This is a genomic window from Oceanobacillus sp. AG (genome assembly GCF_009746545.1).
Taxonomy (GTDB): Bacteria; Bacillota; Bacilli; order Bacillales; family Amphibacillaceae; genus Oceanobacillus; species Oceanobacillus indicireducens.
In genome coordinates this window covers 38,520-58,844 of sequence record NZ_WOWT01000026.1, presented here as the reverse complement: position 1 = coordinate 58,844, position 20,325 = coordinate 38,520, and the positions used below count along the sequence as shown (strand labels likewise).

Sequence of the window (20,325 nt, the reverse complement as noted above, 5' to 3'; positions counted from 1 at the left end):
GTAGTATATGTCTGGTAACGATGGCGGAGAGGTCACACCTGTTCCCATACCGAACACAGCAGTTAAGCTTTCCAGCGCCGATGGTAGTTGAGACTTTGTCTCTGCGAGAGTAGGACGTTGCCAGGCATACAAAAGACAGATTATCATTTTATGATAATCTGTCTTTTTGTATTTTGTGCGCCCCAGCAAGCAATTAATTGCTAGTTGATGGGGGAACGGGTGGAGAAATTCTAAGGTTGAAGCCCTGTGACTGAGTGCGTGCGAGCAACCTAACAGGTCGTAATATAAATTATAACTAACGTTTAATTCTAGTTGTTATTTGGGAAAGGTGTTTCATATAATTGACTAAGGATAATATATAGAAAAGAGGATACGATAGATGGAAGTATTTTTACAGAATATAATAGGGGAGCATTTTTATGTTATCGTAACAAGGTTACTCGTTGCTTTAGTATTATCCGGAATAATTGGCTTTGAACGGGAGTGGAATAATCACTCTGCAGGATTTCGGACTCATATATTAGTGGGTGTCGGTGCAAGCCTGATGATGCTTTTATCAATATTTGGTTTTCTTGAATTTCTGGAGCACTATGATAATGTACGCTTTGATCCGGCCCGTATCCCTTCTTATGTGATTAGCGGGATAGGGTTTCTTGGAGCGGGGACGATTATAGTATATGGAGGAACGATTCGAGGGCTTACTACGGCGGCATCCATATGGGCTGTGGCAGGTATTGGGCTGGTTGTAGGCGCGGGAATGTATGGTCCAGCCATTGTTGCTACGCTGATCATTTTAATTAGTTTAGTTGTGTTGAATAACCTTGAAAGATTGCTTCCTTCCCAGCGGAAGTACACAAGAATTGAAATGGTTGTAGAGCGCAATATAAAAGTTCACCAGCTTGTTGAAGTAGCAGAAGCTTATGATGTGAATATTATTGCAGTGGAAGTGGAGAAAATGGAAAGGGATCTCCGAAAAATTTATTTTAAGATGAGAAATATGGAAGGTACCCAGTTACTTGCATTATTTGAAGAAATATCAGAATTAGAAGGAGTAAATAATATTAGACAATTGGAAAAGTGATGCCGTATAAGTTAAGCGGTAAAGTTAAACAAGGGAGAGACTTTTCCATTTTAACTGGCCCTTTATTATTTTAAACTCAAATTTCCTCTTCTCTCCGTTTATTTTCATGAAAAGTGTCTAGAATAGAATATTGGTTATTACTTTTCAACGGTTACATTTTGGCGTATAATTAATTTATAGTCAAAGATAGTCAAAGTCAATGTCATTCCTTTTGTTCCGGCATAGCTAGAAATGAGTGATATGTAAGGAGAGGGGAATTCTTAGCAATGAGCAATATTTCAGATATTATTGAAGCATATCTAAAAAAAGTACTACATTCCACAGGAAAAAATGCAATTGAAATTAAGCGGAGTGAAATTGCGGATCAGTTTGAGTGTGTGCCTTCACAGATTAATTATGTGATTAACACAAGATTTACAACGGAAAAAGGGTATATTGTAGAGAGTAAGCGTGGTGGTGGGGGATATATACGGATTATTCGTGTAAAACATGAAGACAAGGCGGAATTGATTGATGGCATTATTAAAATGATTAATCCAAGTATTTCACAGCAGGCAGCAATTCATGTGCTGGAGCGTCTGCGGGAGGAAGAAATCATTACGAATCGAGAAGAAAAGCTGATCTATAGTGCGATTGAGCGGACGACTTTACCATTTCAACTACCGGAACGTGATCAAATTCGAGCACGTATTTTAACGGCGATGCTTAATACTCTAAAATACTATAATTAACTCTATTGTGTTGAGAAGGGGGAAGATGCGTGTGGAATGTCAAGAGTGCCAAAAGCGGCCAGCTACGGTTTACTTTAAACGAGTAATAAATGGGGAGAAAAAAGAAGTCCGTGTGTGCGAAGTTTGTGCTCAGGAAAAAGGTTATATGCAGTCTCAAGATCAAGGCTCTTCTCTCCATGATTTACTTACTGGATTATTTAACTTTGATTCGTATCCATTTGGAGCCCACGTGGCTGATACAAAGCAAACGAAAGAGCTGCAATGCCCGAATTGTAAACTGACCTTTTCCACTTTTAAGGAAATGGGCAAATTCGGTTGTGCAACCTGTTATGAAACTTTTTCGGAAAGCTTAAGCCCGATACTACGACGGGTCCATGCCGGAAATACAACACATGCTGGTAAAATACCAAAGCGAACAGGTGGAAATATACAAAAAAAACGTAAATTAGAGGAATACCGTAACCAGATGAAGAAGTTAATAGAGCAAGAGGCTTTTGAAGAAGCCGCAGTACTCCGAGATAAAATAAAAGCGTTGGAAACGGATGAAGCAGTTAAGAGGGGGGAGAGTGAAGGATGACATTGGAGCACTTTCTAAACGAAGCGATTAGTCCGTGGATGCGAGAGGAGGGTGCTGATAGTGATATCGTGCTGAGCAGCCGGATTCGTTTAGCTCGGAATTTCGCTAATGTTACCTATCCCATCCTAGGCAAAGAAGAGGAATTAAAGAAGGTTCATGATTTCATGAAACAGACATATAATGAATCTTCCTTCCAGGATTACACAGATTTTTACTTTTTATCAACAAAGGATTTATCGGAAATAGAGAACCAGATACTCATAGAGAAGCATCTTATTAGTCCTAGTCTAGCAAGATATCCGCAGTCAGCAGCACTTATTTCTAAAAATGAGCAGGTCTCCATCATGATCAATGAAGAAGATCATTTGAGGATTCAACTTTATTTACCCGGATATCAACTTACTGATGGTCTGAAACAAGCTTCAGAGCTGGATGATTGGATAGAAGAACGGATTGATTATGCGTTTGATGAGAATTTCGGGTATCTAACGAGTTGTCCAACGAACGTGGGTACAGGAATGCGGGCATCCGTGATGATGCACTTGCCGGCCCTTGTTATCACAAAGCAGATGAGCCGTATGATTCCCGCGATTAACCAGTTCGGTTTAGTCGTAAGGGGGATATACGGGGAAGGCAGTGAATCTCTAGGTAATATATTCCAAATATCTAATCAAATTACCCTTGGGAAATCAGAGAAGGACATTATCTTTGACCTGGCAAGTGTTGTCAAGCAACTGATTGAGCAAGAACGACTTGCCCGGAGCTATATTACCGAACAACTTGGAGTCAGTCTGGAAGACCGCATTTTCAGGTCTTACGGAACACTGAAGAACGCCCGAATCATCGAATCAAAGGAAGCTGCTAAATGCATTTCTAACGTGCGTTTAGGTATAGACTTGGGTATTATTGAAAATATATCTAAAAATATATTAAATGAATTAATGATTTTAACGCAGCCAGGATTCTTACAATATTATGCTAATAAACGCTTGATACCACGGGAGCGCGATGTATTTCGTGCTTCGCTCATCAGAGAAAGACTTGAATTAGAGAAATAGGAGGGATGCCAGATGATGTTTGGAAGATTTACAGAAAGGGCGCAAAAGGTACTTGCGCTATCACAGGAAGAGGCAGTTCGTCTCGGACATAATAACATTGGAACAGAGCATATTTTGCTCGGGCTTGTTCGCGAAGGCGAAGGGATTGCCGCTAAAGCGTTGCAATCATTAGGCGTACAAGTGGAAAAAATTCAAGAAGAAGTGGAGAAATTAATCGGAGTCGGTAAACAGCCGATGCAATCAATTCACTATACTCCCCGGGCAAAAAAGGTTGTGGAATTATCACAAGATGAAGCACGTAAGCTTGGTCATTCCTATGTAGGAACGGAACATATTTTACTCGGTCTTATCCGTGAAGGGGAAGGTGTGGCAGCACGTGTCCTCAACAATCTCGGTATAAGCTTAAATAAAGCTCGTCAGCAGGTTTTGAAGCTACTTGGTAGTAATGAGTCTCAAGCTGGCAGAAGAGGGCGTGCAGGGCAACAATCGAATGCAAGTACCCCAACACTAGATTCCCTTGCAAGAGATTTAACTGTAAGTGCAAGAGAAGGTAAAATTGATCCGGTTATTGGTCGTTCTAAGGAAATTGAGCGTGTCATTCAGGTGTTAAGCCGCCGGACGAAGAATAATCCTGTATTAATTGGAGAGCCGGGTGTCGGTAAAACAGCTGTTGCTGAAGGCCTTGCCCAGCAAATTATCGATAATGAAGTACCGGAAACGTTACGTGATAAGCGTGTTATGACGCTTGATATGGGAACGGTCGTTGCAGGGACGAAATACCGTGGGGAATTTGAAGATCGATTAAAAAAAGTGATGGAAGAAATTCGTCAAGCCGGAAATGTTATTCTTTTCATCGATGAATTGCATACATTAATTGGTGCGGGGGGAGCGGAAGGTGCAATTGACGCATCCAATATTTTAAAACCATCCCTTTCCCGTGGAGAAATTCAGTGTATTGGTGCAACGACGCTAGATGAATACCGAAAATACATTGAAAAAGATGCAGCACTTGAACGTCGTTTCCAGCCAATTCAAGTAGATGAGCCATCTGTTGAGGAAACGATTCTCATCTTAAAAGGTCTGCGTGACCGCTATGAGGCCCACCACCGCGTAACGATTACGGATGAAGCGATTGAAGCAAGTGCGAGCCTTTCTGATCGTTATATTACAGACCGCTTTTTACCGGATAAGGCGATTGACTTAATTGATGAGGCCGGTTCAAAAGTTCGTCTTCGTTCCTACACGATTCCACCGAACTTAAAGGAATTAGAACAAAAACTGGCTGACGTAAGGAAGGAAAAAGATGCAGCTGTCCAGAGCCAGGAATTTGAAAAAGCAGCATCTTTACGCGATACTGAACAGCGTTACCGGGAAGAACTCGAGAAGACGAAAAATGAATGGAAAGAGAAGCAAGGTCAAATGGATTCTGAGGTAACTGTTGAAGACATTGCGAGCGTCGTATCGATTTGGACTGGTGTTCCTGTAGCTAAGCTTACGAAGGATGAATCGAAACGTCTTCTTGATATGGAAGAAATACTCCATGAGCGTGTTATTGGTCAAGAAGAAGCGGTGAAAGCTATATCGACTGCAATACGCAGAGCTCGCTCAGGACTGAAAGATCCGAAGCGTCCAATCGGTTCATTCATCTTCTTGGGTCCTACTGGTGTCGGTAAAACAGAGCTGGCAAGAGCCCTTGCTGAAGTGATGTTTGCTGATGAGGATGCGATGATACGCGTGGATATGTCGGAGTATATGGAGAGGCATTCCACTGCTAGATTAGTCGGATCACCTCCGGGGTATGTCGGTTATGAAGAAGGCGGACAGCTAACGGAAAAAGTACGCAGAAAACCTTACTCCGTTGTTCTTTTAGATGAAGTGGAGAAAGCCCACCCGGAAGTGTTCAACATCCTGCTTCAAGTTCTGGAAGATGGACGCTTAACCGACTCCAAAGGAAGAACGGTTGATTTTCGTAACACGGTTATCATTATGACGTCAAATGTCGGTGCAAGTGAACTGCGCCGTAATAAATTTGTCGGCTTCAATGTTGCGGATGAAAGCCAGCAGCATGCTGATATGAAGTCGAAGGTCATGGATGCGCTGAAGAAAGCCTTCCGTCCAGAGTTTTTAAACCGGATTGACGAGACAATTGTCTTCCATTCCTTAGAGAAGAAACATATGAAAGATATTGTTGTACTCATGCTGGAAGAGTTAAAAGAACGATTGCAACAACAAGAAATTGAACTATCAATGACAGATAAAGCAATCGAGAAAATTGCTAACGAAGGATTCGATCCGGAATACGGAGCAAGACCATTAAGACGCTCCATTCAGCAAAATATTGAAAATATGTTATCAGAAGAATTACTGAAAGGAACAGTCGAAAAAGGCAAGACCGTGAAAATCGGACTAAATAATAAGGGCGAATTCATCATACTAAAATAAAACAGCACGACTATCATAGAAAAGCTAGAAGAGCCACCTCTTCTAGCTTTTACTACACTCGAACCCGAGTTCCGCAGTTCAAAGCGCACTTAATTATATTTTTTTACAATATAAGAAACTACTAGGTAAATAAGTAGATACAAAATCAATTTTAAACGTACTTCCAGGAGATCCCCATTACACCGAAGACTCCTGCAGGAAGAGAGGCATATCAGCCGCTTGCGGGAAGCGAAGGTGTAAGGGGGCAGCATGAGCTCTGGACCTTCAAGGGAGTTAGTAACATGCATTTATCACCGAATGTGGCATAATTTAGGAAGATAGTTGTGAAATTGAAACTATTATGTAACCTATGAGAATCAATATTCGTATACAATAGAAGAAGGGACCGAATGAGTTTGGCTAAACGCAAGAATACGTTTGTCTGCCAAGACTGCGGCTATGAATCTCCGAAATGGATGGGGAAATGCCCGGGCTGTGGTAACTGGAATACGATGGTTGAAGAAGTCCAGGCTGGAGCTAGCGGCGGCAGGCATGTCACGACCGGTAAGCGGACGGTCAGTAAACCAGAACCGATTACACAACTTGAATCACAGAAAGAACCACGAATTACAACCGAAATGCGAGAATTCAACCGTGTACTAGGCGGTGGGATTGTTCCTGGTTCACTCGTATTGATCGGTGGGGATCCAGGGATTGGGAAATCGACATTGCTGTTGCAAATATCAGCCCAGATCGCTAAGAAAAAAATGCGTGTCCTCTATATATCAGGAGAAGAATCAACGAGACAAACGAAACTTCGAGCAGATCGTCTAGGTGTCCAAGAAGCGGAATTATACGTATTGAGTGAAACCAATTTATACGATATTGGTCAACAGATTGAAAAGCTGAAACCAGAACTTGTCATCGTTGATTCGATTCAAACGATCTACAGAGAAGAAGTAACGAGTGCACCAGGAAGCGTTTCCCAAGTACGGGAGAGCACTGGGGAACTTATGCGGATTGCTAAATCTAATCATATATCAGTTTTTATTGTGGGGCATGTTACGAAGGAAGGCGCTATTGCTGGGCCAAGATTGTTGGAACATATGGTAGATACAGTTTTGTATTTTGAAGGGGAACGACATCATACTTATCGGATTTTACGGAGTGTGAAAAACCGGTTCGGCAGTACACATGAGATGGGAATTTTTGAAATGCGTGAAGAAGGGTTACGTGAAGTCTTGAACGCTTCGGAAATTTTCTTGGAAGAGCGAAAGGCAGGAACAGCAGGTTCTACTGTCGTTGCATCGATGGAAGGGACGCGTCCTATTTTAGTAGAAATTCAAGCTTTAATATCACCTTCCAGCTTTGGAAATCCACGTAGAATGGCAACCGGGATCGATTCGAACCGTGTTCCGCTGCTCATGGCTGTATTGGAAAAAAGGGTCGGCTTCATGCTGCAGAACCAGGATGCTTATTTAAAAGTAGCCGGTGGAGTGAAGTTGGATGAGCCTGCAATTGATTTAGCGATTGCGATTAGTATAGCATCAAGCTTCCGAGACCAGCCGACAGAACCAAAGGATATTTTTATCGGCGAAGTTGGGCTGACTGGAGAAATTAGGAGGGTGTCCCGGATTGAACAACGTGTACAAGAAGCGGCTAAACTCGGCTTCGAGCGCGTTATTTGTCCACAACATAATTTGGATGGTTGGACGGTACCGAAGGATATTCAAGTAGTTGGTGTTTCCACCATTCAGGAAGCATTAGAAATTGGACTTGCAAGGTGATTTTATCGTTTTTAGTGAAGAAATGAGCTTATCTCTCCTATCCGTAGGGTTATAAATGAAAAATAAAGGTAATAATAAACTTAAGGAGGTGAGAAAATGTTGAAGAAGGTTGTTCGTATCTTTTTTATTGTTCTTGGGGGAACGATTGGTTTTCTATACATCCCCATGATTATTGATTTATTGAATATAGATATGAACTTGCTGAAAAACCCATATTTAGGCATGGCCTTAGGTGCAATTATTTTATTTTTACTCTCCTATGTTATTGTGGATCATGTAGTAAACTTTTTTAAATGGATAGAAGATACCCTGATTAAGCTGCCGGCAATGGATTTACTATTTGGTAGCTTAGGAATGATTGTCGGACTCGTCATATCTTATCTCGGTACGATGCCGCTCCAGGATATCAATATCCAAGTAGTCTCCCAGGTACTGCCGATTTTCATCACGATTATCCTTGGTTATTTAGGTTTCCGTGTCGGTTTTCGCCGGCGGGAGGAATTCTCCAGTTTATTGCGGACAGGGAAAAAGGATAAATTGAAAGAAACTACTGATGAAGGTGACGCGGAGCAAAAAGATGAGGTGCCGAAACCGAAAATACTCGATACAAGTGTTATAATAGATGGCAGGATTGCCGATATTTGCAGTACAGGGTTTCTGGAAGGGACATTAGTGATTCCTCAATTTGTATTAGGAGAGCTGCAGCATATTGCTGATTCGTCGGATGCATTGAAACGCAATCGAGGCCGGCGTGGACTCGATGTGCTGAATCGTATTCAAAAGGAATTACCGATTAAAGTAGAAATCTATGAAGGTGATTTTGAAGAGATAGCTGAAGTGGACAGTAAATTAATCAAACTTGCTAAAGTGACGGATGGAATTGTTGTAACGAATGATTTCAACTTGAATAAAGTGTGTGATCTGCAGCGTGTTCCTGTGCTCAATATTAATGATCTTGCAAATGCAGTAAAACCTGTCGTCCTTCCGGGAGAAGAACTGGTCGTCCAAGTAATCAAGGACGGGAAAGAACAGCGACAGGGGATTGCTTATTTGGATGATGGAACGATGATTGTTGTAGAAGAAGGCCGTGACTATATTGGGAAAACAATTGAAGTCATCATTACAAGTGTCCTGCAGACTTCCGCAGGTAGAATGATCTTTGCAAAACCAAAAACACTTGAAAAAGCACTGTAAAAACGGTATAACTTATTAAGGATAATACTTGAAAAGTGATAACATGTATATTGTTATCACTTTTCAAGCATTCACGGTCTGGAATCCCTCTAAACATGAGTATCTAATTAAGAGGAAGATAAGGGGGAAAGTCCGTAAATACGTGATTCTGTTCAACTATCTTTCAATGGGAGTGAAAGACGCCCCCATTTGAGTGAGGTTTACTATATCACTCATGTTACGGTACATATTTTTTAAAAAGAGAGGGGAAACATCATGACGAATGAGGTTCGGGTACGCTATGCACCAAGCCCTACAGGTCATTTGCATATTGGTAATGCAAGAACAGCATTGTTTAACTATCTGTTCACAAAACATTATAACGGGAAATTTATTATTCGAACGGAAGATACTGACGAGAAGCGAAATGTGGAAGGGGGCGAAGAGAGCCAGCTCCGCTATTTGAAATGGTTAGGTATCGAGTGGGATGAAGGACCGGATATTGGCGGAGAGTACGGCCCATACCGTCAGACCGAGCGTCTTGATTTATACGAAAAATATGTAGACGAGCTCTTGGAGCGTGGCCTTGCATATAAATGCTATATGACGGAAGAAGAGTTAGAACAAGAGCGGGAGGAGCAGAGAGCGAAAGGCCAGGTGCCGAAGTATTCTGGTGCTCATCGCAACCTGACGGACGAGCAAATTGCAGCATTTGAAGCGGAAGGCAGACTTCCGAGTATTCGTTTCCGTGTCCCTGAAAATGAAACTTATACATTCCATGATCTTGTACGTGGCAATATCACATTTGAATCTAGTGATTTTGGTGATTGGGTAATCGTGAAAAAGAACGGTATTCCAACCTATAACTTTGCCGTTGCGATAGATGATCATTTAATGAAAATCACTCATGTGCTCCGTGGAGAAGAGCATATTTCTAATACACCGAAGCAAATGATGATTTTTAATGCTTTCGGATGGACTGCTCCAACGTACGGTCATATGACGCTGATCTTAAATGAGAACCGGAAGAAGTTAAGTAAGCGGGATGAACATATACTACAGTTCATAGAGCAATATCATAATCTTGGTTATCTGCCGGAAGCGATGTTCAACTTTATTAGTTTGCTTGGATGGTCTCCTGTTGGCGAAGAAGAGATTTTCGATAAGGACACGTTAATTGATATCTTTGATCCGGATAGATTATCGACTTCTCCTGCAATTTTTGACCAGCAAAAGTTGAAGTGGATGAACGGAGAATACATTAAGAATGTCGATCTTGAAAAAGTAATCGACCTTGCCATGCCGCATTTAATTGCTGCTGGAAAATTACCGGAAAATATGGATGAAGAAAGGCGCAAGTGGGCGGAGAATGTGATTGCACTTTATCAGGAACAATTGGGTTATGGTGAGGAAATTGTCGAATTGACTGAGTTGTTCTTCACAGAGGAAATTAATTATAACGAAGATGCAATTAAAGTTCTTGAAGAAGAACAAGTCCCAGAAGTTCTTCAAAGCTTCAAAAATAAGTTGGACACACTGGAATCCTTTACGGCTGACGAGATTAAAGCCCAGACGAAGGCAACACAGAAAGAAACTGGTTATAAAGGGAAAAAATTATTCATGCCGATTCGTGTCGCAACGACTGGCCAAACCCATGGTCCAGAACTTCCACAAGCAATCGCACTACTTGGTAAAGAAGTTGTCATGATCCGTCTAGACAAAGTCCTCGAGGAAATAACAGCAAATTGATTGCAGAGCTTTCCGGTTCACAAAATTGGAAAACTGTAATATAGTAATAGTAAATATTGGAGCGTTGAAGAGGAAAAGTAGGAATTTCTTCGTTTATCCAGAGAGAATCACCTTGGCTGCGAGTGATTTTAAACGAAACTTCCGAAGTGCCCCTCTGAGTCTATTATGGAAATAAAGTACATAATAGCGGAACTCTACCGTTACCAAGAGCCTAAGTTGGAAGGAAGCAATTCCTTCAAACAGAGTGGAACCGCGCTTAAGCGTCTCTGTCTAATGCAGAGACGCTTTTTTTATGTTGATTAATTCAATTCACTAACTAGGGTTTAAGCAAGTCATGTAAAATGCTCTTATTCTATAACGAAGGGTGGTTTGACGATGGGTATATTTCAGCGGATGAAAGAAGATATGGATGTTGTCTTTGACCAAGATCCCGCTGCACGAACTTATTTTGAAATTTTTTTAACCTATTCCGGACTCCATGCAATATGGTTTCACCGGGTTGCCCATGCGTTTTATAATCGGCGACTGTTCTTCCTGGCCCGTGCCATTTCACAAATCAGCAGATTCCTGACTGGAATCGAAATTCATCCGGGGGCAAAGATTGGTAGACGCCTATTCATTGACCATGGAATGGGAGTAGTAATTGGCGAGACTTGTGAAATCGCTAATAACGTAACGATTTACCAAGGAGTTACTCTTGGGGGGACTGGTAAAGAAAAAGGAAAGCGCCATCCGACGGTAAAGGATAATGCCCTCATATCAACGGGGGCAAAGGTTCTTGGGGATATTACGATTGGAGAAAATGCAAAAATTGGTGGCGGTTCCGTCGTTTTAAAAGATGTTCCTGCCAACTCCACAGTAGTCGGAATTCCTGGTAAAGTGGTCATCCAAGACGGTGTACGCGTAAAAGACTTGGAACATCATAAATTGCCGGACCCGGTTGCTGATCGGATTGAACAGATGCAACAAGAAATCGATACACTACAAGCAGAGATTGAAAAGCTGAAGAAGGGGAGTCATTTCCAACATGTCGATTAAATTATTTAATACGTTAACTCGAGAGAAAGAAGACTTTAAACCAATAGAACCAGGGAAACTTAAGATGTATGTTTGTGGTCCAACCGTTTATAACTATATTCATATCGGGAATGCCCGCCCTGCGATTGTGTTTGATACGGTGCGACGCTATTTTGAATATAAAGGTTATGAAGTTGATTATGTACTAAATTTTACCGATGTCGATGATAAGATCATTCAAGCGGCTGAGGAGAGCGGCGAGGATGTTCGGACACTTGCCGACCGGTTTATCGATGCATATTTAGCCGACGTGCAGGCATTAGGAGTTAAAAAAGCGACACATCACCCGCGTGTAACAGAAACAATGGATGATATTATTGCGTTTATCGAAGGTTTGGTTGATAAAGGTTATGCTTACGAAGTGGAAGGCGATGTGTATTTCAAACCGCGTTCCTTTAAAGGATACGGAAAGCTTTCCCATCAGTCAATTGATGAGCTACGAGTAGGGGCAAGAATTCAAGTTGGGGAAAAGAAGGAAGATCCACTTGACTTCGCGCTTTGGAAACAAGCGAAGGATGGAGAAGTTGCATGGGACTCTCCTTGGGGAGTGGGAAGACCAGGCTGGCATATCGAATGCTCGGCTATGGCGAAGAAATATCTCGGTGAAACGATTGATATCCACGCAGGTGGTCAGGACTTAACTTTCCCGCATCATGAAAATGAAATTGCTCAATCGGAATCGATGAATGATAAACCTTTTGCGAATTACTGGATGCATAATGGTTATATCAATATCGATAATGAAAAAATGTCGAAGTCACTCGGAAATTTTGTTTTGACGAAAGACTTAATTAAGAAACATGACCCTGAAGCGTTGCGCTTCTTTATGTTGAGTGTTCACTACCGCAACCCGATTAATTTCACGGAAGAATTATTGGGTAGTGCGAAAAACAGTTTAGAACGAATTAAAACGGCTTATCATAATTTGGAACATCGGAAGCAAACAAGCATGAATCTTGTCGATAACAAGGAAGAGTGGCTCAAGAAAATCAAGCAGTTCACCCTTGATTTTGAAAAAGAAATGGATGATGATTTCAATACAGCCAATGCGATTTCCGTATTGTACGATCTTGCAAAAGAAGCGAATATTTATCTCGACCAAGAGCAGACTCACACGTCCGTACTCGAAGCTTTTCAGGAAACGATTGTCACCCTGCTTGGAATTCTCGGTATTGATCTGGAGGAGGAGCAGGAACTCTTGGACGAAGAGATTGAAACGCTGATTGAAGAGCGGAATGAAGCAAGGAAAAATAAAGATTATCAACGTGCAGATGAAATACGGGACCTTCTAAAAGATAGATCAATTATTTTAGAAGATACCGCGCAAGGAGTCCGCTGGAAAAGAGGCTAAGCATGACACTTGAAGCAAAACAAATGAATAGTTTAGCACTTGCTTATATAGGTGATGCTGTTTATGAAGTGTATGTCAGGGAACATTTACTTAAAACGGGTCAGGTCAAGCCCCATCAATTACATCAGAAGGCTGTAAATTTCGTGTCAGCCAAGGGGCAGGCCGCCGTATTGTTTAATTGGTTGGAAACCGGAATGCTTTCTCCGGAAGAAGAGCGCATTGTCGCCCGAGGGAGAAATGCAAAGTCCGGCTCCATTCCTAAGAATAGCAGTGTTCAGACGTATCGCCATAGTACAGGTTTTGAAGCGTTGTTAGGCTATCATTATATCGACCAAAATGAAGACAGACTGTATGAATTGATGCAAGCTGCTGTAACATTCATTACAACAACAATAGAGGAGAGGAAGAACAACAATGAGTGATGAAATAATCATAGGTAAAAACCCCGTCCTCGAGGCACTTTCCTCGGGGCGTTCGGTAAATAAAGTGTTTGTTGCCGAGCATTTGAATCCCAATACCATAAAGAAAATAAAGCAGCTTGCGAAAGAGGCTGGAACAATCGTTCAGCACGTTCCAAAAGCGAAACTCGATAGTATCTCTAATGGAAATCATCAAGGAATAGTTGCATATGTTGCTTCTTATGATTACGGAAACTTGGAAGACCTTTTCGTGCGAGCAGAACAAAGAGGAGAAGATCCCTTTTTTATTATCTTGGACGAGCTGGAAGACCCGCATAATTTAGGTTCTATTTTACGAACGGCGGACGCTACAGGTGTCCACGGTGTAATTATTCCGAAACGCCGCTCTGTTGGTTTAACAGCAACTGTTGCGAAGACGGCAGCAGGAGCAATCGAACATATTCCGGTCGTCCGGGTAACGAATATTGCGGATACAATCGATGAGCTGAAAGAGAGGCACGTTTGGGTCGTAGGCACAGAAGGGGAAGCAACCGAAGATTACCGCAGACTAGACGGAACCATGCCAATTGCAGTTGTTATTGGCAATGAAGGAAAAGGCATTTCACGACTCGTGCGAAAGAAATGTGATTGGACAGTGCGTATTCCGATGTCTGGTGAAGTTTCCTCCTTAAACGCTTCCGTTGCCTGCAGCTTATTATTATATGAGATTTACAGAAAGCGAACCCCACTAGGTGAGAGCTGATGAATATATTATTAGTAGACGGGTACAATATCATCGGGGATTGGGAGGAACTGCAACATCTACGCGATAAAGATATGGCGGCGGCACGGGACCTCCTTATAGAACGGATGGCTGAGTATCAGGCTTTTACCGGGATGAGGGTCATTGTTGTATTTGATGCCCACGAGGCCCCGGGGCGGGAGAGCAAGCTGAAGCAATTTAAAATAGAAGTTATTTACACAAAAGAAAATGAAACAGCGGACGAACGGATTGAACGTTTAATCAAGAAATTAAAAAATGTAAAAACACAAGTTTATGTAGCAACCAACGACTATACGGAACAACGAACGATTTTCGCTCAAGGAGCATTACGTATCTCGGCCCGTGAGCTAAAAGCTGACCTTCGCGATATGGAGAATGAAATCGATGAGCGCTTGAAGGAGCAAGAGAAGAAGCAGCCACAAACAAAGATTATCCTCGATCAAGAGATTCTGGAGCGTTTTGAAAAAATGAGAAGGGGAGAAAATTGAGAAAATAGATTCTTTTCTCCTTTTTATACTAAAAAAGCTCTTGCTATATTGACGAAACCATTACTCCTGTATATAATAACGTTTACAGCTAGCTTATCATATGTGAACGGGGGTAATTCTTGGTGGAAGTCAAGCAATTGGACATAGAGTATTCAGGCTTACACATGCTTGATGATGAAAAACTTATTCATTTAGTTCATCAAGAAGATAAACATGCGCTAGATTTTCTAATCAACAAATACCGCAACTTTGTCCAAGGTAAGGCACGGACATACTTCTTGATTGGAGCAGATCGTGAAGATATCGTTCAGGAAGGAATGATAGGTCTTTACAAAGCAATTCGTGACTATGATAAAGAGAAGCTTTCCTCTTTCAAGGCCTTTGCAGAGTTATGTATCACCAGGCAAATAATTACCGCAATCAAAACTGCCACAAGGCAAAAGCATACCCCGCTAAACTCCTACGTTTCATTGGACAAGCCTATTTTTGATGAAGAATCAGATCGAACACTAATCGATGTAATTGCAGGTTCTAGATCTGTGGATCCTGAAGAATTATTGGTGAATCAAGAGAAACTAGTAGACATGGAGTTAAAACTTTCAGAATTATTAAGCGGGTTTGAAAAGCAAGTCCTTCATCTCTATCTTGATGGGTGTTCCTATCAGGAGATATCTACGAGTTTAGGACGTCATCTCAAGTCGGTAGATAACGCCCTGCAACGAGTGAAAAAGAAGCTGGAGCAACTGATTAAACAAAACGAAATAAAGAGCTGATAGAAAGAGCCGTTGACAGAGAGATAGGAAACGTGCTACATTATTAGTTGAAAAAATACCCTGTTAGTGGGATGATAAGATGAGTAAGAAGATAACTTTAGCATGTGCTGTTTGTTCAAGTAGAAATTATTCAACAAACAAAAATGTATCCACAACATCTACCAGATTAGAAATGAAGAAGTTTTGCAAGCACTGTGGGGAACATACATTACATCAAGAGACAAAGTAGCGCATGAGGTGGAGCTTGGGGGGTACAAAGAATGTTTAAATTCTTAAAGAATGTTTCAAGGGAAATGAAAAAGGTAAGCTGGCCAACTGGCAAGGAACTAAGAAGTTATACCGTAATTGTATTAACGACTGTTATTTTGATCGCCATCTTCTTTTTCATTGTTGACTTCGGAATTTCACAGCTTTTAGAACTTCTTTGAATAATAATCCGTTAACTATGCTATAATGAAAGTAAATATACATTCAAAAGAAAACCCGCAACCAGTCGGGTTTTTCATGTTGGGATAAAACGGGCGTACCCCAATCATATTACCTAAGGGAGGGAAAGGGCAGACTGTCCTGATTAAATGGAGAAAAATTGGTATGTTGTGCATACGTACTCTGGTTATGAGAATAAAGTAAAGATCAACCTTGAAAAACGAGTGGAAACGATGGGGATGCAAGATAAAATATTCCGCGTCGTCGTACCTGAAGATGAAGAAACAGAAATCAAAAATGGAAAAAAGAAAGTAGTTAAAAAGAAATCATTCCCTGGTTATGTTCTCACGGAAATGGTGATGACGGACGACTCCTGGTATGTTGTACGGAATACACCAGGTGTAACCGGATTTGTCGGCTCGAGTGGTCACGGGACAAAACCAACCCCGCTACTGCCAGATGAAGTGGATGCCGTGCTGAAAAGAATGGGCGTCCAAGTATCTGAAGTACAGGTTGACTTTGCCTTGAAAGAGAATGTCAAGGTAAAAGAAGGGCCGTTCGCGGACTTTGAAGGGACAATTGAAAATATTGACCTGGATAAACAAAAACTAAAAGTTCTAGTCAATATGTTTGGTAGAGAAACACCAATCGAACTAGACTTCACACAGGTTGAGAAATTATAAAACAAAGGCGGAAATGCCTTTACAGTAAGTTTTGCGATTCATATCGCGACGGTTGGGGCTGCGATTACTCGACCCACCACCGAAGGGCGTTTATACTAGAACGCCCAATTGTCGCAGCAACATACGAACTTTTCCTTCTAGGACGGGTAGGTAGTTCGATGTTTTAGGCTTTTTAAAAGAAAATAAAACTGTCCCTTGCAATTTTATAATATACATGGTAGAATTTCTATGTTATTTATGTACTTCAATGTTGAAGTGCTTGAGTAAGAGTGGGAGGGGAAAACCCTAATACCACATCACGGACTTTAAGGAGGTGTGTCTCGTGGCTAATAAAGTAATCAAATTAGTGAAATTACAAATCCCAGCTGGTAAAGCTACTCCAGCACCGCCGGTTGGACCAGCACTTGGTCAAGCGGGTATTAATATCATGGGATTCTGTAAAGAGTTCAATGCACGTACACAAGAACAGGCAGGTTTAATTATCCCTGTAGAAATTACGGTGTTTGAAGACCGTTCATTTACATTTGTTACGAAAACTCCACCGGCAGCAGTTCTGCTTATGAAAGCGGCAGGAATTAACGCTGGATCTGGTGAGCCAAACAAAACAAAAGTGGCTACAGTTAAGCGTGATGAAGTAAAAGAAATCGCAGAAACAAAAATGCAAGACTTGAACGCAGCGGATGTTGAAGCTGCTATGCGTATGGTTGAAGGTACTGCCCGAAGCATGGGTATTACAATCGAAGACTAATTTCGGAACTTAGTTAGCTGTGGTCTCCCTGTGAAATCACAGCTATTTCACAAAAGTGTAAGCGGCTGTTTAGGGGCGTACAGGCTGCGCTCGCGGGAGAGTCAGTGGTTCGGCGTTGTCACATACGTGAGCGTACGAACATCCCCTATCCGAATAAGATGAAGGAAACTTGGGCGAATAAGTCTCACAAAGACTGCTCGGCAAGTCTTCTTTATTGATTGAAGGAGTGTGCAGTCTATCAGTCCTTAGTCGCTGAAGCTAGACGAATCGAAACTTTGTGCGTGAAAGACAAAGTGAAGGACTTTGCTGACAGAAGGTCGGAAGGAAGTTCTCTATGGCTTTTATACGTGGGAGGTATAACCGCTAATACCACAATAGAGGAGGATATATAATGGCAAAAAGAGGTAAAAAGTATCAAGAAGCAGAAAAGCTAATTGATCGTTCAAAAACATACGAAATCAATGAAGCTATTTCCCTTGTTAAGCAAACTGCAAAAGCGAATTTTGACGAGACAGTGGAAGTGGCATTCCGTTTGGGAGTAGATCCAAAGAAAGCGGACCAACAAATCCGCGGAGCAATGGTTCTACCACATGGAACTGGTAAAACACAACGCGTTCTTGTTTTCGCAAAAGGTGAAAAAGCAAAAGAAGCAGAAGCTGCAGGAGCTGACTATGTAGGTGAAGCAGAATTCATCGAGAAAATCAACGGTGGTTGGTTTGATTTTGATGTAATTGTTGCGACTCCAGACATGATGGCTGAGGTAGGTAAACTTGGTAGAGTGCTTGGACCTCGTGGTCTAATGCCTAACCCGAAAACTGGAACAGTAACATTTGAAGTGGAAAAAGCAGTCAATGATATTAAAGCTGGTCAAGTGGAATATCGTGTTGATAAGCAGTCTAACGTTCATGTTCCGGTCGGTAAAGTTTCTTTCGAGGACAACAAGTTAGTTGAGAACTTGGAAGCAATCATTGACCAGATTGTTAAAGTGAAACCTCAATCTGCAAAAGGTGAATACATGAAGAACGTATCTGTTGCTTCAACAATGGGACCTGGCGTTAAAGTTGACGTTTCTCCATACAAATAAAAAAACATTGACTTGAATCAAGTCGTTTGATATACTGATTACGTTAAAAAGAATACGTTATACCGTAGACAGCAGGTGCGATTTATCGCTTAATTTCCCGCCGAGGTGTTTTATAAATATCGATCCAAGTACGTTTATTTGGGTAGTGATATAAAGCTCTCATGTCTAACTGAGAGCTTTTTTTATAGACTTGATACGGCAAATGCTAGAAGAACGGTATGGTATAAGTAATTAGGAGGTGGAACAATGTCTAACGTATTGGAACAAAAGAAACAGATTGTACAAGAAATTGCAGATAAGTTCAAAGAAAGTCAATCGTCTGTTGTAGTTGACTATCGCGGACTTGACGTTGCGCAAGTTACTGAATTACGTAAACAACTACGTGAAGAAGGTATAGAATTCCACGTTTATAAAAACACGATGACTCGTCGTGCGGTGGAAACTGCGGAATTAGATGGTCTAAATGATGTACTTACTGGACCGAACGCAATTGCATTCGGTAAAGATGATGTCGTAGCACCGGCTCGTATCCTTAACAACTTCGCTAAGGAGAATGAAGAGCTCGAAATCAAAGGTGGGGTTATCGAAGGGGAAGTAGTTACTTTAGAACAGATTAAAGAACTTGCTGACCTACCGAACTACGAAGGTATGGTTTCTATGTTACTCAGCGTGCTACAAGCACCAATCCGCAACCTTGCTTATGCAGTTAAGTCTGTTGCTGATAAAGAAGAGGAAGAACAAGGCGCATAAAGCCAGAACGTATAAAAATTACAATTAATTAGGAGGATTTAAATCATGACTAAAGAAGAAATGATTAGTGCGATTAAAGAAATGTCCGTTTTAGAATTAAACGACTTAGTAAAAGCTATTGAGGAAGAGTTTGGCGTAACTGCTGCTGCTCCAGTTGCAGTTGCAGGCGGGGCTGCTGGTGGCGGAGCTGCTGAAGAGCAATCAGAATTTGATGTTGTTCTTACAGGAGCAGGCGCTTCTAAGATTAAAGTTGTTAAAGCAGTTCGTGAAATCACTGGTCTTGGACTTAAAGATGCGAAAGACCTTGTGGATAACGCTCCAAAAGCAATCAAAGAAGGCGTAGCGAAAGAAGAAGCTGAAGAAGTTAAAGGTAAGCTTGAAGAAGCTGGCGCTGAAGTAGAAGTTAAATAAGTTTATTCTAATAAAGAGCTCGTCGTTCATGTCGACGGGCTCTTGTTCATAACATTTTTTTCTTCATATATCTATTCCATTACAATCACTTCTAAGGTGCTGGCCGAAAACCTTACCTTACGCACAATAATGATAATTTAGAAGCGTGGTGTTCCGAATGACTGAGCATTACTATTCAAAAAAGCCCCATACAGACAGTTCACCAAAAACCTGGAAAGCTGAATTACGCAATCAAATGTATACTTTCACAAGTGATACGAATGTTTTCTCTAAAAACGGAATTGATTTTGGTTCACGTTTGCTGATTGAGAGCTTTAACGAGCCATCCGTTCGAGGAGACTTATTAGATCTTGGTTGTGGTTATGGACCGATCGGAATTTCTTTAGCAGGAGCTTTTCCTGAAAGAAATATAGTACTCGCCGATGTGAATGAAAGAGCAATCCGGTTAGCGGCAGAAAATGCGGAAGAAAACAATTTAACGAATGTGGAAGTTGTAAACAGTGACCGGTTTTCGGGACTGAAAGAAAGAACATTTGCTGCGGTGATCACGAACCCGCCAATTCGCGCGGGCAAGGATGTCGTCCATGGAATGTTTGCGGGAGCTGAAAGAGCTTTAGTAAAAAACGGTGAATTATGGGTAGTCATCCAAAAGAAACAAGGCGCACCATCTGCACAGAAAAAAATCAACGAACTATTTGGAAACGTAGAAGTCGTTGATAGAAAAAAAGGTTATTATATTCTAAGGGCATTTAAAGTTTGACCTGCCGACTTCATT

General features: G+C 41.4%; 22 protein-coding genes, 1 rRNA gene and 2 other annotated features. All 23 genes read left to right on the top strand.

Annotated elements, in window-relative coordinates; all coding sequences use genetic code 11:
- Positions 1–10: 10 nt before the first annotated feature.
- The 23 genes from rrf (at position 11) to GN217_RS13970 (ending at position 20,310) form a co-directional block, all read left to right on the top strand.
- Positions 11–126, top strand: a 5S ribosomal RNA gene (gene rrf / locus GN217_RS14080).
- Between the two features lie 253 nt (positions 127–379).
- A complete protein-coding gene (locus GN217_RS14075; RefSeq protein WP_156857297.1) occupies positions 380–1,081 on the top strand; it encodes an MgtC/SapB family protein in 702 nt (233 codons plus the stop codon).
- A 266-nt stretch (positions 1,082–1,347) separates the two neighbouring features.
- Complete coding sequence (locus tag GN217_RS14070) at positions 1,348–1,812, top strand: CtsR family transcriptional regulator (RefSeq protein ID WP_156857296.1); 465 nt, start codon at positions 1,348–1,350, stop codon at positions 1,810–1,812.
- A gap of 25 nt (positions 1,813–1,837) precedes the next feature.
- Positions 1,838–2,389, top strand: a complete 552-nt coding sequence (gene mcsA / locus GN217_RS14065) for a protein-arginine kinase activator protein McsA (RefSeq protein ID WP_308425608.1) — start codon at positions 1,838–1,840, stop codon at positions 2,387–2,389.
- Positions 2,386–3,447, top strand: coding sequence for a protein-arginine kinase McsB (gene mcsB / locus GN217_RS14060; protein WP_156857294.1), 1,062 nt, complete (start codon positions 2,386–2,388; stop codon positions 3,445–3,447). Before mcsA ends, mcsB begins: the two co-directional genes overlap by 4 nt.
- Positions 3,448–3,459: 12 nt before the next feature.
- Positions 3,460–5,889: an ATP-dependent protease ATP-binding subunit ClpC gene (clpC, locus tag GN217_RS14055; protein ID WP_156857293.1), complete on the top strand. Its 2,430-nt coding sequence runs from the start codon at positions 3,460–3,462 to the stop codon at positions 5,887–5,889.
- Positions 5,890–6,284: 395 nt separating this feature from the next.
- A complete protein-coding gene (gene radA, locus GN217_RS14050) occupies positions 6,285–7,655 on the top strand; it encodes a DNA repair protein RadA (RefSeq protein ID WP_156857300.1) in 1,371 nt (456 codons plus the stop codon).
- 96 nt (positions 7,656–7,751) lie between these two features.
- Complete coding sequence (locus GN217_RS14045; RefSeq protein ID WP_156857292.1) at positions 7,752–8,849, top strand: PIN/TRAM domain-containing protein; 1,098 nt, start codon at positions 7,752–7,754, stop codon at positions 8,847–8,849.
- A 255-nt stretch (positions 8,850–9,104) separates the two neighbouring features.
- On the top strand, positions 9,105–10,577 hold the full coding sequence (gene gltX / locus GN217_RS14040; RefSeq protein ID WP_156857291.1) for a glutamate--tRNA ligase: 1,473 nt from the start codon (positions 9,105–9,107) through the stop codon (positions 10,575–10,577).
- A gap of 55 nt (positions 10,578–10,632) precedes the next feature.
- Positions 10,633–10,848, top strand: a binding site (T-box leader).
- Positions 10,849–10,952: 104 nt separating this feature from the next.
- Positions 10,953–11,615, top strand: coding sequence for a serine O-acetyltransferase (gene cysE, locus GN217_RS14035; RefSeq protein WP_198042671.1), 663 nt, complete (start codon positions 10,953–10,955; stop codon positions 11,613–11,615).
- On the top strand, positions 11,605–13,005 hold the full coding sequence (gene cysS, locus GN217_RS14030; RefSeq protein WP_156857290.1) for a cysteine--tRNA ligase: 1,401 nt from the start codon (positions 11,605–11,607) through the stop codon (positions 13,003–13,005). Before cysE ends, cysS begins: the two co-directional genes overlap by 11 nt.
- A 2-nt stretch (positions 13,006–13,007) precedes the next feature.
- Complete coding sequence (locus tag GN217_RS14025; RefSeq protein ID WP_156857289.1) at positions 13,008–13,427, top strand: Mini-ribonuclease 3; 420 nt, start codon at positions 13,008–13,010, stop codon at positions 13,425–13,427.
- The gene (gene rlmB, locus GN217_RS14020) at positions 13,420–14,166 is read left to right on the top strand and encodes a 23S rRNA (guanosine(2251)-2'-O)-methyltransferase RlmB (protein WP_156857288.1); all 747 of its coding nucleotides are present in this window, start codon (positions 13,420–13,422) and stop codon (positions 14,164–14,166) included. The genes GN217_RS14025 and rlmB overlap by 8 nt, the downstream gene beginning before the upstream one ends.
- Positions 14,166–14,675, top strand: a complete 510-nt coding sequence (locus GN217_RS14015) for an NYN domain-containing protein (RefSeq protein WP_188858467.1) — start codon at positions 14,166–14,168, stop codon at positions 14,673–14,675. The genes rlmB and GN217_RS14015 overlap by 1 nt, the downstream gene beginning before the upstream one ends.
- 122 nt (positions 14,676–14,797) lie before the next feature.
- Complete coding sequence (gene sigH / locus GN217_RS14010) at positions 14,798–15,448, top strand: RNA polymerase sporulation sigma factor SigH (protein ID WP_156857298.1); 651 nt, start codon at positions 14,798–14,800, stop codon at positions 15,446–15,448.
- A 79-nt stretch (positions 15,449–15,527) separates the two neighbouring features.
- Positions 15,528–15,677 (top strand): 50S ribosomal protein L33, encoded by a 150-nt coding sequence (rpmG, locus tag GN217_RS14005; protein WP_156857286.1) that lies wholly within the window; start codon positions 15,528–15,530, stop codon positions 15,675–15,677.
- 31 nt (positions 15,678–15,708) lie between these two features.
- The gene (secE, locus tag GN217_RS14000) at positions 15,709–15,876 is read left to right on the top strand and encodes a preprotein translocase subunit SecE (protein WP_156857285.1); all 168 of its coding nucleotides are present in this window, start codon (positions 15,709–15,711) and stop codon (positions 15,874–15,876) included.
- Positions 15,877–16,023: 147 nt separating this feature from the next.
- Positions 16,024–16,557 carry a transcription termination/antitermination protein NusG gene (nusG, locus tag GN217_RS13995; protein WP_156857284.1) on the top strand — a complete coding sequence of 178 codons (534 nt, stop codon included), beginning with the start codon at positions 16,024–16,026 and terminating at the stop codon, positions 16,555–16,557.
- A gap of 322 nt (positions 16,558–16,879) precedes the next feature.
- A complete protein-coding gene (gene rplK / locus GN217_RS13990) occupies positions 16,880–17,305 on the top strand; it encodes a 50S ribosomal protein L11 (protein ID WP_156857283.1) in 426 nt (141 codons plus the stop codon).
- Positions 17,306–17,696: 391 nt separating this feature from the next.
- Positions 17,697–18,389, top strand: coding sequence for a 50S ribosomal protein L1 (gene rplA, locus GN217_RS13985; protein WP_156857282.1), 693 nt, complete (start codon positions 17,697–17,699; stop codon positions 18,387–18,389).
- Between the two features lie 44 nt (positions 18,390–18,433).
- Positions 18,434–18,581, top strand: a sequence feature (ribosomal protein L10 leader region).
- A 54-nt stretch (positions 18,582–18,635) separates the two neighbouring features.
- Positions 18,636–19,139, top strand: coding sequence for a 50S ribosomal protein L10 (rplJ, locus tag GN217_RS13980; RefSeq protein ID WP_156857281.1), 504 nt, complete (start codon positions 18,636–18,638; stop codon positions 19,137–19,139).
- A gap of 45 nt (positions 19,140–19,184) precedes the next feature.
- Positions 19,185–19,550, top strand: coding sequence for a 50S ribosomal protein L7/L12 (gene rplL / locus GN217_RS13975; protein ID WP_156857280.1), 366 nt, complete (start codon positions 19,185–19,187; stop codon positions 19,548–19,550).
- A 157-nt stretch (positions 19,551–19,707) separates the two neighbouring features.
- Positions 19,708–20,310 carry a class I SAM-dependent methyltransferase gene (locus tag GN217_RS13970; RefSeq protein WP_156857279.1) on the top strand — a complete coding sequence of 201 codons (603 nt, stop codon included), beginning with the start codon at positions 19,708–19,710 and terminating at the stop codon, positions 20,308–20,310.
- Positions 20,311–20,325 lie beyond the last annotated feature (15 nt).

What these genes read in the sequence shown, in the direction of transcription:
- GN217_RS13970 (WP_156857279.1), top strand. Translation starts at nt 19,708, where the DNA reads ATGACTGAGCATTACTATTCAAAAAAGCCCCATACAGACAGTTCACCA.
- rplA (WP_156857282.1), top strand. Translation starts at nt 17,697, where the DNA reads ATGGCAAAAAGAGGTAAAAAGTATCAAGAAGCAGAAAAGCTAATTGAT.
- cysE (WP_198042671.1), top strand. Translation starts at nt 10,953, where the DNA reads ATGGGTATATTTCAGCGGATGAAAGAAGATATGGATGTTGTCTTTGAC.
- GN217_RS14070 (WP_156857296.1), top strand. Translation starts at nt 1,348, where the DNA reads ATGAGCAATATTTCAGATATTATTGAAGCATATCTAAAAAAAGTACTA.
- mcsA (WP_308425608.1), top strand. Translation starts at nt 1,838, where the DNA reads ATGCGTGTGGAATGTCAAGAGTGCCAAAAGCGGCCAGCTACGGTTTAC.
- gltX (WP_156857291.1), top strand. Translation starts at nt 9,105, where the DNA reads ATGACGAATGAGGTTCGGGTACGCTATGCACCAAGCCCTACAGGTCAT.
- GN217_RS14025 (WP_156857289.1), top strand. Translation starts at nt 13,008, where the DNA reads ATGACACTTGAAGCAAAACAAATGAATAGTTTAGCACTTGCTTATATA.
- cysS (WP_156857290.1), top strand. Translation starts at nt 11,605, where the DNA reads ATGTCGATTAAATTATTTAATACGTTAACTCGAGAGAAAGAAGACTTT.
- GN217_RS14045 (WP_156857292.1), top strand. Translation starts at nt 7,752, where the DNA reads ATGTTGAAGAAGGTTGTTCGTATCTTTTTTATTGTTCTTGGGGGAACG.
- secE (WP_156857285.1), top strand. Translation starts at nt 15,709, where the DNA reads ATGTTTAAATTCTTAAAGAATGTTTCAAGGGAAATGAAAAAGGTAAGC.
- rplL (WP_156857280.1), top strand. Translation starts at nt 19,185, where the DNA reads ATGACTAAAGAAGAAATGATTAGTGCGATTAAAGAAATGTCCGTTTTA.
- rlmB (WP_156857288.1), top strand. Translation starts at nt 13,420, where the DNA reads ATGAGTGATGAAATAATCATAGGTAAAAACCCCGTCCTCGAGGCACTT.
- mcsB (WP_156857294.1), top strand. Translation starts at nt 2,386, where the DNA reads ATGACATTGGAGCACTTTCTAAACGAAGCGATTAGTCCGTGGATGCGA.
- GN217_RS14015 (WP_188858467.1), top strand. Translation starts at nt 14,166, where the DNA reads ATGAATATATTATTAGTAGACGGGTACAATATCATCGGGGATTGGGAG.
- nusG (WP_156857284.1), top strand. Translation starts at nt 16,024, where the DNA reads ATGGAGAAAAATTGGTATGTTGTGCATACGTACTCTGGTTATGAGAAT.
- clpC (WP_156857293.1), top strand. Translation starts at nt 3,460, where the DNA reads ATGATGTTTGGAAGATTTACAGAAAGGGCGCAAAAGGTACTTGCGCTA.
- rplJ (WP_156857281.1), top strand. Translation starts at nt 18,636, where the DNA reads ATGTCTAACGTATTGGAACAAAAGAAACAGATTGTACAAGAAATTGCA.
- rpmG (WP_156857286.1), top strand. Translation starts at nt 15,528, where the DNA reads ATGAGTAAGAAGATAACTTTAGCATGTGCTGTTTGTTCAAGTAGAAAT.
- GN217_RS14075 (WP_156857297.1), top strand. Translation starts at nt 380, where the DNA reads ATGGAAGTATTTTTACAGAATATAATAGGGGAGCATTTTTATGTTATC.